Raw genomic sequence first — 13,112 nt, forward strand, 5'->3', positions numbered from 1 at the left:
GCCCACCCTGTGGCGCATGGCGACATGTGAAGTTTGCGGCAATCACTACGGAATGACCTTCGAGGTCCATGCACAGGGCGCGGTACACGTCTTCGACTGCTTCTCCTGTGCGATCCACCGCATGGCACCCATCTGCGAGCACTGCCGCGTCCAGATCATCGGGCAGGGCGTCGAGGTCGAGGGCCACTGGTTCTGCGGGGCCCACTGCGCCCGCGCGGAGGGGAAGGTGGGGATCGTCGACAAAGTGTGAGCCCGCCCCGGCCCCGAACCCGGACCCATACCCGCCTGAACACACCCCACGACCGAGTTGTACGGTCGTGGGGTGTACCGCTTCCTGTTGTCCCGGCAGTGGGTGATCCTCACGCTGGTCGCTCTCCTCCTCATCCCCACGATGATCAGGCTGGGCATCTGGCAGATGCACCGCTACGAGACGCGCACCGCCCGGAACCAGCTCGTCGCCGACGCGCTGGCCGCGAAGCCGGTACCCGTGGAGAAGCTGACCTCCCCCGGACACACCGTCACCGACGACGAGCGCTACCACAGGGTGACCGCGAAGGGCCGCTTCGACACCGACCACGAGGTCGTCGTCCGCCGCCGCACCAACTCCGACGACGAGGTCGGCTACCACGTCCTGACCCCGTTCGTCCTCGACGACGGCAAGGTGCTGCTCGTCAACCGCGGCTGGATCCCCGCGGACAGCCCCAGCCAGACCACGTTCCCCAAGATCCCCGCACCGCCCCGCGGCGAGGTCACCGTCACCGGACGGCTGATGCCCGACGAGACGACCGAGGCGAGCGGCATCAAGAACCTCAAGGGCCTGCCGGACCGGCAGATCATGCTGATCAACAGCGAGCAGGAGGCGCAGCGCCTCGGCGCCCAAGTGCTCGGCGGCTACATCGCCCAGACGGCACCCGAGCCGAAGGGCGACACCCCGGAGCTGCTCGGCAATCCCGGCAACGAGGACGCGGCGCTGAACTACGCGTACGCCATCCAGTGGTGGCTGTTCGCCGCGGGCGTCCCTGTCGGCTGGGTCATCCTGGTCCGCCGCGAGATGCGCGAGCGGACGCAGAAGAAGGACGGGGCGGACGACACCGCGCCGGCCGAACCCGCGACGGTGTAGACCGACCGCCGCTCTCCCCCGGCCCATCACTCTCCCGGCTCCCCACGGGATTGCCCCTCACCCCTGCCGGGAACCCGGAACCCCGTGCACCCCCGTATCGAGGACTACGCCCTCATCGGCGACAAACAGACGGCGGCCCTGATCGGCCGGGACGGCTCGGTCGACTGGCTGTGCCTGCCCCGCTTCGACTCGGGCGCCTGTTTCGCCAAGCTGCTCGGCGACGAGGAGAACGGCCACTGGCGGATCGCCCCCAAGGGCGCGAGCGGCGGGTGCACGCGCCGCGCCTACCGTCCCAACACCCTCGTCCTGGACACCGAGTGGGACACCGACGAGGGTTCGGTCCGCGTCACCGACCTGATGCCGCAGCGCGACCGCGCCCCCGATCTCGTACGCGTCGTGGAGGGCACCGGCGGCCGGGTCACCGTCCACAGCACACTCCGGCTCCGCTTCGACTACGGCTCCATCGTGCCGTGGATGCGCCGCTCCGACAGCCACCACGTGGCCGTCGCGGGCCCGGACTCGGTGTGGCTGCGCAGCGAGCCCGAGGTGCGCACCTGGGGCGCGGGCCGCGCCACGCACGCGGAGTTCACGGTAGAGGAGGGCGAGAGGGTCGCCTTCGTCCTGACCTGGCACCCCTCGCACGAGCCGCGTCCGCCGCTGGTCGACCCGTACGAGGCACTGGACGCGAGCGTCGGGGACTGGCAGGCCTGGGCCAAACGCTGCCGCTACGACGGCCCGCACCGGGACGCGGTCGTACGCTCCCTGATCACCCTCAAGGCCCTCACCTACAAGCCGACCGGCGGCATCGTCGCCGCCCCCACCACCTCGCTGCCCGAGGAACTCGGCGGCATTCGCAACTGGGACTACCGCTACTGCTGGCTGCGCGACTCCACCCTCACCCTCGGCGCGCTGGTGGCGGCCGGTTACCGCGAGGAGGCCGAGGCCTGGCGCGACTGGCTGCTGCGCGCGGTCGCCGGCAACCCGGCGGACCTGCAGATCATGTACGGCCTCGCGGGCGAGCGGCGGCTGCCGGAGTACGACCTGCCGTGGCTGTCCGGCTTCGCCGGGACATCGCCCGTGCGGATCGGCAACAAGGCCGTGAACCAGCTGCAGTTGGACGTGTACGGCGAGGTGATGGACTCGCTGGCGCTGGCCCGGCGCGCGGGCATGGCCGCCAAGCCGCACATGTGGGCCCTGCAGCAGGAGCTGCTGGAGTGGCTGCGCGAGAACTGGCAGCAACCGGACGAGGGGCTGTGGGAGGTGCGCGGGGGCCGCCGCCAGTTCGTGCACTCGAAGGTGATGGTGTGGGTGGCCGCGGACCGGGCTGTGCGTGCGCTGGAGGAGAGGCCGAAGCTGCGCGGCGACCTCGACGGCTGGCGGTCCCTGCGCGACGAGGTGCGTGAGGAGGTGTGCGAGAAGGGCTATGACGCCGAGCGGAACACCTTCACCCAGTACTACGGCTCACGCGAACTCGACGCCTCCCTGCTGCTGATCCCGCGTGTCGGCTTCCTGCCCGCGGACGACCCGCGCGTGATCGGCACCGTCGACGCGATCCGCGCGGAGCTGAGCCACGGCGGTTTCATGCGCCGCTACAGCGCCGAGGAGACGGTCGTCGACGGGCTGCCGGGCGGTGAGGGCACCTTCCTGGTGTGCTCCTTCTGGCTCGCGGACGCGCTGCACATGACCGGCCGCACCGAAGAGGCGCGCGAGCTGTTCGAACGGCTGGTCGGGCTCACCAACGACGTGGGGCTGCTGTCGGAGGAGTACGACCCGGTCGCCGGCCATCAGCTCGGCAACTTCCCGCAGGCGTTCAGCCACGTCGGTCTGGTGAACACCGCCCTCGCCCTGTTCGGGGGCGACACGGCAGGATAGGACCCATGGATCTTGGACTGAAGGACCGGGTGTACGTCGTCACCGGGGCCACCCGTGGGCTGGGCAAAGCGGCCGCGCGTGAACTCGTCGCCGACGGGGCGAAGGTGATCATCACGGGGCGGAACGGCAAGGCCGCGAGCGAGGCCGCGGGCGAGCTGGGCGCCAACGCCGTCGGCGTTGCCGCGGACAACGCCGATCCGGAGGCACCGGCGCGGCTCATCGCGGTCGCGCGCGAGCACTTCGGAGGGTTCGACGGGGTGCTGGTGAGCGTGGGTGGGCCCGCACCGGGGTTCGCTGCCGACAACACGGATGAGCAGTGGCAGGCGGCGTTCGAGTCGGTGTTCCTCGGGGCGGTGCGGTTCGCTCGGGCGGCGGCCGGGGAGTTGGAAGCGGGCGGGGTCATCGGATTCGTACTGTCTGCGTCTGTGCACGAGCCGATTCCGGGGCTGACGATTTCCAATGGGCTGCGGCCGGGGCTTGCCGGGTTCGCGAAGTCGCTGTCGGACGAGTTGGGGCCGCGGGGGATTCGGGTGGTGGGGTTGCTGCCGTCTCGGATCGATACGGATCGCGTGCGCGAGCTGGATGGGATGTCGGCGGATCCGGAGGCTACTCGGGCGGGGCATGAGTCGCGGATTCCGTTGCGGCGGTATGGGGCGCCTGAGGAGTTCGGGCGGGTGGCGGCTTTTCTGATGTCGCCTGCCGCGTCCTATCTGACGGGGATCATGTTGCCTGTGGATGGTGGGGCTCGGCACGGGTTCTGAAGCGCCGTTGCCGGGTGCGGGTCTGCGGGGGCTGGTCGCGCAGTTCCCCGCGCCCCTATCGGGGCGTCAAGTCACCCTTTCTGCACGGTGCTTGACCGCCCTCAGTCGTACCTCCGCCGGTAGTGACTTGAGGCCCGCCGAATCCCTCGCGTGGGCCAGGGCCTGGGTTGTGAGGTGGTTGAGGGCCTCGGCCGGGTCCACGTGGGGTTCCAGGAGGAGTCGGACTCGGGCCTCGGGGGTGCTGCGGCGGCCGGTGAGTTCGGCGTGGGCTCGGGCTACGCCGTTCAGTTGGCTCGCGTCTCCGGCGAGTACGCCCTCCAGGGCCCTGCCACGCAGCAGGGCGCCCTCGCCGTCGCCGGTGTCGACCAGGACCTCGGCGAGGCGGCGTCGGCGCAGTTCGGCGGTGAGCCACCACAGGGCGAGCAGGAGGAGGACGGCGAGTACGGCGATGACGGTCGGCCACCACCAGCCGTCGTCCCGCCAGCGGGTGCGTTCGGCGTCGCTGAGCAGTACGTCGTGCCGGCCGTCGTGGATCCACCAGGAGGGCGGGTTCAGACCGAGGCCTACGGCGAGCACGGAACCGCCGATCAGGATCAGCACCAGGCCGACGATGCCGAGCAGCACGCGATTGACGATCCTGAGCACCGCGCTCACCCCTTCCGTCCGGGGCGCCGGACATGCACCGACAGGGCGGGGGGCCGGGCGAGCCCCAGGCCCTTGATCGCGTCGGCGAGTGTGGTGTCCAAGTCGGCGCGTACGTCGTCCAGTTCGCGGAAGTGGGAGATCGCGCGGACGTCGGCCCGGGCGCGGCCCATCCGGACCCGTACCGATTGCACGCCGGACACCTCCATGGCCCGGTCGCGCAGCACGAGGGCGGCCGCGTCCCGGTGGAGGCCGGCGCGTACGTCGGGGTGGGTGCGCCGCATGGGCAGTACGGCGCGCAGGCCGGGCGTGGCGGCGAGCAGGATCAGCCAGAGGCCGAGGGCCGCGGCGATGCCCGCGCCGACCAGCACCCAGGTGTCGTCGAGGGGACGTTCGGCGAGTTGCGTGGCGAGTTCGCGGCGCCACGCCATGGCGGGCCGGTCGGCGCGCACGGCGGCGATGTCGTAGAGGAAGGCACCGGCGACCAGCAGCAGGAGCAGCGCGACGATCGCGGCCGGGACGCGGCGGGCCGACCAGAAGCGGCCGCCGTTCTCTCCGCCGACGGGTTCGTAGTCCGCCGCGGAGGCGGACTGGCTGTGTCCGCCCTCGTCGGCCTTCTCCAGGACGGGCAGCCGCTGAGTGCTCTCGGCCCCCTGGGACTCGCTCATAGGGTCCTCCCCTGTGCCACGCCGGGTACCGCGACCGGATGCAGCCGCTCCACGTGTACGGCCACTTCGTGCACCTCCATCCCCACGAGAGCGCTTACCCGCTGGGTGACGTGCCGACGCACGGAGCCGCACTGACGGCCGACGTCGGAGGGGTAGCCGAGGTCGAGGCTGACGCGGACGCGGGCGGTGTCGTGGTGGACGACGACCGAGGCGTGCGGCGGTGAGGCGTCCGGCGGCAGTGCGCCCAGCGCCTCACGCGCGGCCTGCGAGGCGATCTTCGCCACCACCCGGTCGGCGATCCGCGTGGCACCGCGCTCTCCTGGCGGTACGGCGATCCCGGGTCTGGGGAGTTCGGCGGCCCCTTCGCTCACGGACGTCACCGCCGTCGGTCGTCACGCGAGCGGAAGAAGTCGCCGATGTCCAGGTCTCCCTCCAGGAACCGGCCGACCACGAACCCGACGGCGCCCAGCGCCGCCACCAGCAGGAAGGCGCCGAACCCGCCGAAGTACCCGGCGAAGCCCAGGGCCATTCCTGCGATCATGCCGATCACAGCCATGCTCATGGTGCGCTCCTTGGCGGTTCGGTCGCCGACGGGTCACTGGATCCGCGGTTCCTGCTCCTCTTCTTCTTCCTCCGGCAGCTTCACATCACTCACCGCGATATTGACCTCGACGACCTCGAGCCCCGTCATCCGCTCGACGGCCGCGATCACGTTCTCGCGCACATCCCGTGCCACATCGGCGATCGACACGCCGTAGTCGACGACGATCTCCAGATCGAGCGCGGTCTGTACCTCTCCCACCTCGGCCTTCACGCCTCGTGTCACGGACTTGGTCCCGCCGGGCACCCGGTCCCGTACGGCTCCGAAGGTCCGCGACAGCCCGCTCCCCATGGCGTGCACGCCCAGGACATCCCGGGCGGCCAGCCCGGCGATCTTCTCCACTACCCCGTCGGCGATGGTGGTGCGCCCCCGGGTCGCCGGTTCCCCGCCCCCGCGTTTGGTTGCCTTACGGGTCTGTACCGGCGGCTCGTTCTCGCCCTCCGGGGTCTGCGTCCGGTTCCGCTCCGTCATATCGGTCATCGCCGTACGTCCCTTTCGGTCGTCGTCCTTCGACCACGGTAAGCGCGGTTCCGCCCTCGCGCGCCGTGGATGCGGCAGGCTGGAGCAATGACGTCCGACCGGTTGGCGCAGACAGTTCGACAGCAGCTGGGGCTGGGCCGGCTCCTCCCCCTGGGCGGCCCGCACGACGGCGCGTGGATCACGGAGGCGGCGGCCGAGGCGTTGCTGCGGCGCGCGGCGGAGCCGGTGCGCGGGGTACGCCTCGGCGCACTGCGGATCGCGCTCACCGATCCGGACGCCGCCCACGAGCCCGCCGTACCGCCTCCGCCGAGCGCACTGCCACCCGGCCCGCTCCGCCTGACGGTGGACTTCGGGGCAACATCGTCGGCTCCGCTGCCAACGACGGCTTCCCGCCTGCGTACGGCCCTTGCCTCGGCGGCGCGGGAACGACTCGGTCTGGCGGTCACGGAGGTCGACCTACGGGTGACGGCCCTGCTGGACGAGGACACGGAGCCCGAGCCCGTACGACCGCCCGAGCCGCGGCAGGCTTCGGAAGTCCGGGACGGTGACGAAGCCCGCGCGGCCGAGGCGGCCCTCGGCGTCCCGGGCGTGACCGCCCTGACGGGCACGCTGGGGCGGGCGGTCCACATAGAGGAACGGCAGGTCGACGACACCGCGCTGCCGCACCGTCATGTACGCCTGGAACTGGCGGCGGACGCGGACCGCCCGGCCGTGCGGGTGGCCCGGGAGGTCCGCGTCGCGGTGTCGAGCGCGCTTCAGGACAGCCCGACGGTGGCGGTGCTGGTCACCGCGGTCATCTGACTGCTCATTCGCCCAGCCCGGCCAGCTCCCTGAGCCGCCGGGCCTGCGCGGCCCGCTCCGCCGCGCGCTGCTCCTCGTAGGTCCGCTCACCGGCACCCCGCAGCAACGCCTTCGTCTCGATCACGGCATCCCGGGGCGCGGCCAGGATCGCGGACGCCAGATCCGCCACGGCCGCGTCCAGCTGCTCACCCGGCACGGCGAGATTCGCCAGTCCCGTACTCACCGCTTCCTCGGCCAGGACAAAGCGCCCGGTCACGCAGATCTCCAGCGCCCGCGCATACCCGACGAGCCCGACCAGCGGATGCGTGCCGGTCAGGTCCGGCACCAGTCCCAGGCTGGTCTCGCGCATGGCGAACTGCACGTCGTCGGCGACGACGCGCAGATCACACGCGAGGGCAAGCTGGAACCCGGCCCCGATGGCATGCCCCTGGACGGCGGCGATGGACACGATGTCGCTCTGCCGCCACCAGGTGAAGCCCTCCTGGAACCCGGCGATGGCCGCGTCCAGTTCGGCGTCGCTGCCGCGCGCGAGGTCGATGAACGACTGCTCGCCCTCGATGCCTTCGGGCGTGAACATCTGCCGGTCGAGACCGGCGGAGAAGGACTGGCCCTCCCCGCGCAGCACGACGACCCGCACGCTGCCCGGCAGCAACCGCCCGGCCTCGCCCAGCGCACGCCACATCGCGGGGCTCTGGGCATTGCGCTTGGCCGGATTGGCCAGCGTCACCGTGGCGATCGCGTCGTCGACGGTGAGCCGTACGCCGTCCTTGTCGAGTACGGGACCTTCGGGACCTCGGGACACAAGGTCCTGGTCGGGCGAAGCCATGGGGCGCCTCCGATGTGTGCGGTCGTCCTGGATGCCGTACCAGACGGGCAGGCATCCTTAAGTGACTGCACAGTAACCACCCGGCCGCTCAGAAGACCGACCGGGTGGCCACCATCGAAAGCGAGGGGCCGCCCGGACTCAGGACGATGCGGCCTTCTTGCCCCGAGTCGCCCCGCCGCGCCCACGCAGCGTGACGCCCGACTCGCTGAGCATCCGGTGTACGAAGCCATACGAGCGGCCGGTTTCCTCGGCCAGCGCCCGGATGCTCGCACCGGAGTCGTACTTCTTCTTCAGGTCTGCCGCGAGCTTGTCGCGCGCGGCGCCGGTTACCCGGCTGCCCTTCTTCAGAGTCTCGGCCACCCGTGCCTCCTCATGGGAAGTGCGCTCTGGTCCCCTCATGATCACCCCTCCGGGCCTTGATGGCCACCCATTCGGCAAGGTCCGTAAGACAGGGTTTTGACGACAGGAGCGCATCCCCACATACGGAATCTGTAATTCAGCGGAGAGTTGTCCGTACGGCCGAACGGGTTGTTCCGCGAAGCGCCTGGTCAGGGACGCAGGACGGCCGAGCCCTTGTCGATAAAGGACTCGGCCGTGAAATCGATGTAGGACACACCTCGGTACGAGGAGATCTCACACAGATGATGGATCAAGGATGAGCCGAATGATCCATACGCTGTGGATCACGCTTTCGATCAAGCCAGGGCGACGAGATCCGCGTAGTCGGCACCCCAGAGGTCCTCGACTCCGTCCGGAAGCAGAATGATCCGCTCCGGCTGGAGCGCCTCGACCGCGCCCTCGTCGTGGGTGACGAGGACGACCGCGCCCTTGTAGGTGCGCAGCGCGCCGAGGATCTCCTCGCGGCTGGCCGGGTCGAGGTTGTTGGTCGGCTCGTCGAGGAGCAGGACGTTGGCCGACGACACCACGAGGGTGGCGAGGGCGAGGCGGGTCTTCTCGCCGCCGGAGAGGACACCGGCCGGCTTGTCGACGTCGTCGCCGGAGAACAGGAACGAGCCGAGCGTCTTGCGGACCTCGACCAGGTCGAGGTCGGGGTTGGCGGAGCGCATGTTCTCCAGGACCGTGCGCTCCGGGTCGAGGGTCTCGTGCTCCTGCGCGTAGTAGCCGAGCTTGAGGCCGTGGCCCTCGACGACCTCGCCGGTGTCGGGCTTCTCCACGCCGCCGAGGAGACGCAGCAGGGTCGTCTTGCCGGCGCCGTTGAGACCGAGGATGACGACTCGGGAGCCCTTGTCGATGGCCAGGTCGACGTCCGTGAAGATCTCCAGCGAGCCGTACGACTTCGACAGGCCCTCGGCCATCAGCGGGGTCTTGCCACAGGGCGCGGGCTCGGGGAAGCGGAGCTTGGCGACCTTGTCGGAGGCGCGGACCGCTTCGAGTCCGGCGAGCAGCCGGTCGGCCCGCTTGGCCATGTTCTGCGCGGCGACGGTCTTGGTGGCCTTGGCCCGCATCTTGTCGGCCTGCGAATGCAGTGCGGCGGCCTTCTTCTCGGCGTTCTGCCGCTCGCGCTTGCGGCGCTTCTCGTCGGCCTCGCGCTGCTGCTGGTAGAGCTTCCAGCCCATGTTGTAGTAGTCGATCTGGGCCCGGTTGGCGTCCAGGTAGAAGACCTTGTTGACGACCGTCTCGACCAGGTCGACGTCGTGGGAGATCACGATGAAGCCGCCGCGGTACGTCTTCAGGTAGTCCCGCAGCCAGACGATCGAGTCCGCGTCGAGGTGGTTGGTCGGCTCGTCGAGCAGCAGGGTGTCGGCGTCGGAGAACAGGATCCGGGCCAGCTCGATACGGCGGCGCTGACCGCCGGAGAGCGTGTGCAGGGGCTGGCCCAGCACCCGGTCGGGCAGGTTGAGCGCGGCGGCGATGGTGGCGGCCTCGGCCTCGGCGGAGTACCCGCCCTTGGTGAGGAACTCGGTCTCCTGGCGCTCGTACTGCCTGAGGGCCTTCTCCCGGGTGGCGCCCTGGCCGTTCGCGATGCGCTGTTCGTTGTCGCGCATCTTCTGGATCAGTACGTCGAGGCCGCGCGCGGAGAGGATGCGGTCGCGGGCGAGGACGTCGAGGTCGCCGGTGCGGGGGTCCTGCGGGAGGTAGCCGACCTCGCCGGAGCGGGTGATGGTGCCGCCGGCGGGGTTGCCCTCACCGGCCAGGCACTTGGTGAGGGTGGTCTTGCCGGCGCCGTTGCGGCCGACCAGGCCGATGCGGTCGCCCTTGGCGACTCGGAAGGTGGCGGACTCGATGAGGACGCGGGCACCGGCGCGCAGCTCGATACCGGAGGCGGAGATCACGGTCAGACTCCAGGGCGGAGGGGGTTGGCAGGTGGGCGGCTGAGGACGTTCCCGCCGTCTAATGCGCGAGGAGAATGGCCATAGCGGCAATTCTAACGGGGCGGTGCAACCACTTTTCCGGCGTTCCGGCGTTCGGACCGCCCGCCGCGGACCCCGTTGCTGCCGCGAGGCCGCGGTGCGAGGTGATCCTGCCCAGGTCGTCGACGGCGACGGGCCGCGCGGTCCCCACGGGGCGGTGCGACGAGCAGTGCCCCGCCGTGACGTACGGCACGCTCGGGCGGCTGGGCGCACCCTTGCGCGCGTGCGGCTGCGGGGGCGGGCGCGCGTGACACGGCGGACCGGCCGCGCCCCGTCGCCCGTTCGGACGTCCGTCCGGAGCCCGGGCCGTGGCGCCGGGCGAGGATGGCCGAGGAACGACGCACGCAGAAGGTGATGGCACCGTGCAGTTCGACGACGACGCCCGGCTGGACAGCTCCGAGGTGCAGGACGTGCGCGGCGGCCGGATACCCGGCGGCAAGGCGACCGTGGGCGGGCGCCGGTCTGACCGCCCTGCTCCTCGGGCGGCGACGAGCCGGTGGCGACGCTTCGGCGGCGGCTCAAGTGCAGCAGTTGTGCCGGACCGGACAGGACGCCAACACGGACGAGTCGACCGGGCGGCCCCTGATCACCAGCCTCACCGAGGCCGACATCCGGGACGGGCTGGACGCGGCGGTGGCCGTGGGCGACGACCGGATCCAGGAGCGGTTCCAGGGCCGGGATCGGACGGGCGACATGGGGCGTTGCAATACCTTCCGCACCTTCCGCTGAGGGCCGCGCCGCGGTCGGGAGGGCGTTGTCAGTGGTGGGTGCGAGACTGGCGACAGGCAGCAGGATTCCGGTGATTTCCAGCGGTTTTCCGCTCGACGCACCAGCGAGACACACAGGCGCGACGCACAAGGGAGTGATCGTCATGGCGGGCACGGGCGGCGCGAGTCCGAGCATCTACCCGACGGTGCTGTACGCGGACGCGAAGGCGGCGATCCGGCAGCTCACTCAGGCCTTCGGCTTCACCGAGCTGTCGGTGTACGAGGGCGAGAACGGCATGGTGGCACACGCGGAGCTGGTGCAGGGCAACGGCGCGGTGATGCTCGGCTCGAAGGGCCGCGGCGGCCGTTTCGACGAGCTGATGAAGGGCGCGGGCCCCGCCGGGGTGTATGTCGTGGTGGACGACGTCGACGCCCACCACCAGCGTGCCGTGGACCACGGCGCGGAGATCCTGATGCCCCCGACGGACCAGGACTACGGCTCGCGGGACTACATGGCCCGGGACGTCGAGGGCAACATCTGGAGCTTCGGCACGTACGCCCCAGAAATAGGCGGCTGAGCGGACTCGACTGCGGTCCGGGAGCGCCCCGAAGGGGCGCGGGGCTGTGTCAATATGCGGCTCCGCCGCGTGGGCGCGACAAGCCACAACGGCGCCGCAGACGAAAGACGACACACATCGCGGCGCCACCAGCGGAGCGCTCACCCGCCAGTGTGCACCTGGAAGGCCGCGCGGCGTACGGCCTTGGCCAGGGCGGGATCGGGGTGTGCCGCGGCGAGGGCGACCAGGACCTGCACGGTGCGAGGGTGCCCGACGGCACGTACCTCGTCGAGCAGCATGGGGACCGTCGGCTGCACCGCGGACTCCAGGTGCCGCACGAGCATCGGGGCCTCACCGTGGTCGGCGACGGCGGCGGCCGTGTCGACCCACAGCCATGTGGCCTCTTCCCGGGTGAGGACCTCATGGGCGTCCTCCGGGTCGAACCCGTCGTGCTCGGCGAGCCACAGCAAGGCGTACGGCCTGAGCGTCGGCTCGTCGGCCACAGCGCGTACGTCGGGCTCGGCGGGGGCGCCGACGACGCGCAGTGCCTCGAAAGCGAGGCCGCGCAGCAGGGCGTCATCGCCGCGGGCGGCGTCGAGCAGTTCGGTGACGGCGCTGCCGACGGGGCGGGCGGCGAGCCAGGCGCGGTACTCGTCGCGGGCCGCCTTCGGGCGGAGCTGGGCGCAGCCGCGGAGCATCTCCTCGGCGGCGACCTCGATGTTCCCGGCGGGGCTCTGGGCGGCGACGCAGATCTGCTCCAGCTTGACCCAGACCGCCCAGCTGCCGAGCGGGGTCAGCGTGGCCTGTCCGTCGCCACAAGTGAGGGCGCCGACCGAGGCCAGGGCGTGCAGGGCCCAGTCGAGAAGCGGGTCGAGGGGGGTGTCGGCGAGCTCCGCCGCCGGCTCGGGCTGCGGACCGTAGGGAATCTCGCAGCGCTCGGTGCGAAGTTCGGTGACCCGCTGCTCCAGGAGGTCGAGGAGCTGCTCGACCGGGACGGGACCGGCGGAGAGCTGGAGGAAGGAGAGCACCTGGGGCATGGCCGAGACGACCTCGGCGACGGCGGCGGGCTCGTGGTCCGCGGGTTCCGGATGGGCGAGCGACCAGGCGTCGAAGAGAGCGACCCAGCCGCGCAGTACGGCGCTGTCGTCGCGGTCCCAGGCGCGCAGCCGCCAGCCGGGGCGGGCGCTGTCGCCATGCACCTCGACGAGGCCGGCGAGGCGGGCGGTGTCCCAGTCGGCGCGGACCTGAGCCGGGGTCAGGCCCAGGTCCCTGGCCGCCAGTTCGGCGGTCGTGTCGGAGAGGGTGCCCTTGCCGTCGGGGCTCGCACCGTAACGGCCGGGGTGCAGCGCGGCGTCGGCCCAGTGGGCGACACGGGCAGCGGAGGCCAGACCGGAGCGAGCCATTCTGGCCAGCTCCGCCCGGGCCGGAGTGCCCTCCGGTGGGCGCGGGGCGGGGCGGCTTGAGCGCCGCTGGTTCATCGCTCGGGGGGCGGCGGCCAGGGGTCGCTGGCGGACGAGTCGAAGCCTGGAGTCGCGCGGGATACGGGACGTCACGGGGGCAGTCTTCCGGTTGACGGTCCGAAAACCCAAACGGAATGTCACGGCGGGCGACGGGGATGGCCAACGCACGGGGTCCTGCGGGCGGTGGAGGGCCGAGAACAGGCCCGAGAACAGGCCAGTGATACCGCGTTAAACGGAATCTGCGG

General features: G+C 71.2%; 15 protein-coding genes and 1 pseudogene. 7 read left to right on the forward strand and 9 right to left on the reverse strand.

Annotated elements, in window-relative coordinates:
* Nucleotides 1-16 precede the first annotated feature (16 nt).
* From QQY66_RS10195 to QQY66_RS10210, 4 genes are all read left to right on the forward strand, one after another.
* On the forward strand, nucleotides 17-250 hold the full coding sequence (locus tag QQY66_RS10195) for a hypothetical protein (protein WP_301978814.1): 234 nt from the start codon (nucleotides 17-19) through the stop codon (nucleotides 248-250).
* 72 nt (nucleotides 251-322) lie between these two features.
* Nucleotides 323-1,120, forward strand: coding sequence for an SURF1 family protein (locus QQY66_RS10200; protein WP_301978815.1), 798 nt, complete (start codon nucleotides 323-325; stop codon nucleotides 1,118-1,120).
* Between the two features lie 84 nt (nucleotides 1,121-1,204).
* Complete coding sequence (locus tag QQY66_RS10205; protein ID WP_301978817.1) at nucleotides 1,205-2,992, forward strand: glycoside hydrolase family 15 protein; 1,788 nt, start codon at nucleotides 1,205-1,207, stop codon at nucleotides 2,990-2,992.
* 5 nt (nucleotides 2,993-2,997) lie between these two features.
* Nucleotides 2,998-3,753, forward strand: a complete 756-nt coding sequence (locus QQY66_RS10210; RefSeq protein WP_301978818.1) for an SDR family oxidoreductase — start codon at nucleotides 2,998-3,000, stop codon at nucleotides 3,751-3,753.
* A 66-nt stretch (nucleotides 3,754-3,819) separates the two neighbouring features.
* Here the strand turns inward: QQY66_RS10210 and amaP are convergent, their stop codons facing one another.
* The 5 genes from amaP to QQY66_RS10235 are packed head-to-tail and all read right to left on the reverse strand — an operon-like array spanning nucleotide 3,820 to nucleotide 6,144.
* Complete coding sequence (amaP, locus tag QQY66_RS10215) at nucleotides 3,820-4,398, reverse strand: alkaline shock response membrane anchor protein AmaP (RefSeq protein WP_301978819.1); 579 nt, start codon at nucleotides 4,396-4,398, stop codon at nucleotides 3,820-3,822.
* A 5-nt stretch (nucleotides 4,399-4,403) separates the two neighbouring features.
* Nucleotides 4,404-5,063: a DUF6286 domain-containing protein gene (locus tag QQY66_RS10220; RefSeq protein WP_301978820.1), complete on the reverse strand. Its 660-nt coding sequence runs from the start codon at nucleotides 5,061-5,063 to the stop codon at nucleotides 4,404-4,406.
* Nucleotides 5,060-5,443 (reverse strand): hypothetical protein, encoded by a 384-nt coding sequence (locus QQY66_RS10225; RefSeq protein ID WP_301978821.1) that lies wholly within the window; start codon nucleotides 5,441-5,443, stop codon nucleotides 5,060-5,062. The genes QQY66_RS10220 and QQY66_RS10225 overlap by 4 nt, the downstream gene beginning before the upstream one ends.
* On the reverse strand, nucleotides 5,440-5,625 hold the full coding sequence (locus QQY66_RS10230) for a hypothetical protein (protein WP_301978822.1): 186 nt from the start codon (nucleotides 5,623-5,625) through the stop codon (nucleotides 5,440-5,442). The genes QQY66_RS10225 and QQY66_RS10230 overlap by 4 nt, the downstream gene beginning before the upstream one ends.
* A gap of 33 nt (nucleotides 5,626-5,658) precedes the next feature.
* Nucleotides 5,659-6,144, reverse strand: a complete 486-nt coding sequence (locus QQY66_RS10235; RefSeq protein WP_301978823.1) for an Asp23/Gls24 family envelope stress response protein — start codon at nucleotides 6,142-6,144, stop codon at nucleotides 5,659-5,661.
* Between the two features lie 87 nt (nucleotides 6,145-6,231).
* Here QQY66_RS10235 and QQY66_RS10240 point away from each other — a divergent pair, with 87 nt between their 5' ends.
* Nucleotides 6,232-6,945 carry a nucleopolyhedrovirus P10 family protein gene (locus tag QQY66_RS10240; RefSeq protein WP_301978825.1) on the forward strand — a complete coding sequence of 238 codons (714 nt, stop codon included), beginning with the start codon at nucleotides 6,232-6,234 and terminating at the stop codon, nucleotides 6,943-6,945.
* A 4-nt stretch (nucleotides 6,946-6,949) separates the two neighbouring features.
* Here QQY66_RS10240 and QQY66_RS10245 read toward each other — a convergent pair whose 3' ends face one another.
* The 3 genes from QQY66_RS10245 to QQY66_RS10255 form a co-directional block, all read right to left on the reverse strand.
* Nucleotides 6,950-7,771 (reverse strand): enoyl-CoA hydratase/isomerase family protein, encoded by an 822-nt coding sequence (locus QQY66_RS10245; RefSeq protein ID WP_301978826.1) that lies wholly within the window; start codon nucleotides 7,769-7,771, stop codon nucleotides 6,950-6,952.
* A 138-nt stretch (nucleotides 7,772-7,909) separates the two neighbouring features.
* Nucleotides 7,910-8,131 carry a helix-turn-helix domain-containing protein gene (locus QQY66_RS10250; protein ID WP_004002281.1) on the reverse strand — a complete coding sequence of 74 codons (222 nt, stop codon included), beginning with the start codon at nucleotides 8,129-8,131 and terminating at the stop codon, nucleotides 7,910-7,912.
* Nucleotides 8,132-8,466: 335 nt separating this feature from the next.
* Entirely contained in the window at nucleotides 8,467-10,065 is a 1,599-nt protein-coding gene (locus QQY66_RS10255) for an ABC-F family ATP-binding cassette domain-containing protein (protein ID WP_301978827.1), read from the reverse strand.
* A gap of 440 nt (nucleotides 10,066-10,505) precedes the next feature.
* Between QQY66_RS10255 and QQY66_RS10260 the strand changes: the two are divergent.
* Both QQY66_RS10260 and QQY66_RS10265 read left to right on the forward strand, forming a co-directional pair.
* A pseudogene (locus QQY66_RS10260) lies at nucleotides 10,506-10,821 on the forward strand (hypothetical protein); the annotation flags it as partial.
* A gap of 193 nt (nucleotides 10,822-11,014) precedes the next feature.
* Entirely contained in the window at nucleotides 11,015-11,428 is a 414-nt protein-coding gene (locus QQY66_RS10265) for a VOC family protein (RefSeq protein WP_301978828.1), read from the forward strand.
* Between the two features lie 140 nt (nucleotides 11,429-11,568).
* Here the strand turns inward: QQY66_RS10265 and QQY66_RS10270 are convergent, their stop codons facing one another.
* On the reverse strand, nucleotides 11,569-12,960 hold the full coding sequence (locus tag QQY66_RS10270) for a hypothetical protein (protein ID WP_301978829.1): 1,392 nt from the start codon (nucleotides 12,958-12,960) through the stop codon (nucleotides 11,569-11,571).
* Between the last annotated feature and the right edge of the window lie 152 nt (nucleotides 12,961-13,112).

The sequence above is a fragment of the Streptomyces sp. DG2A-72 genome (assembly GCF_030499575.1).
Lineage (GTDB): Bacteria > Actinomycetota > Actinomycetes > Streptomycetales > Streptomycetaceae > Streptomyces.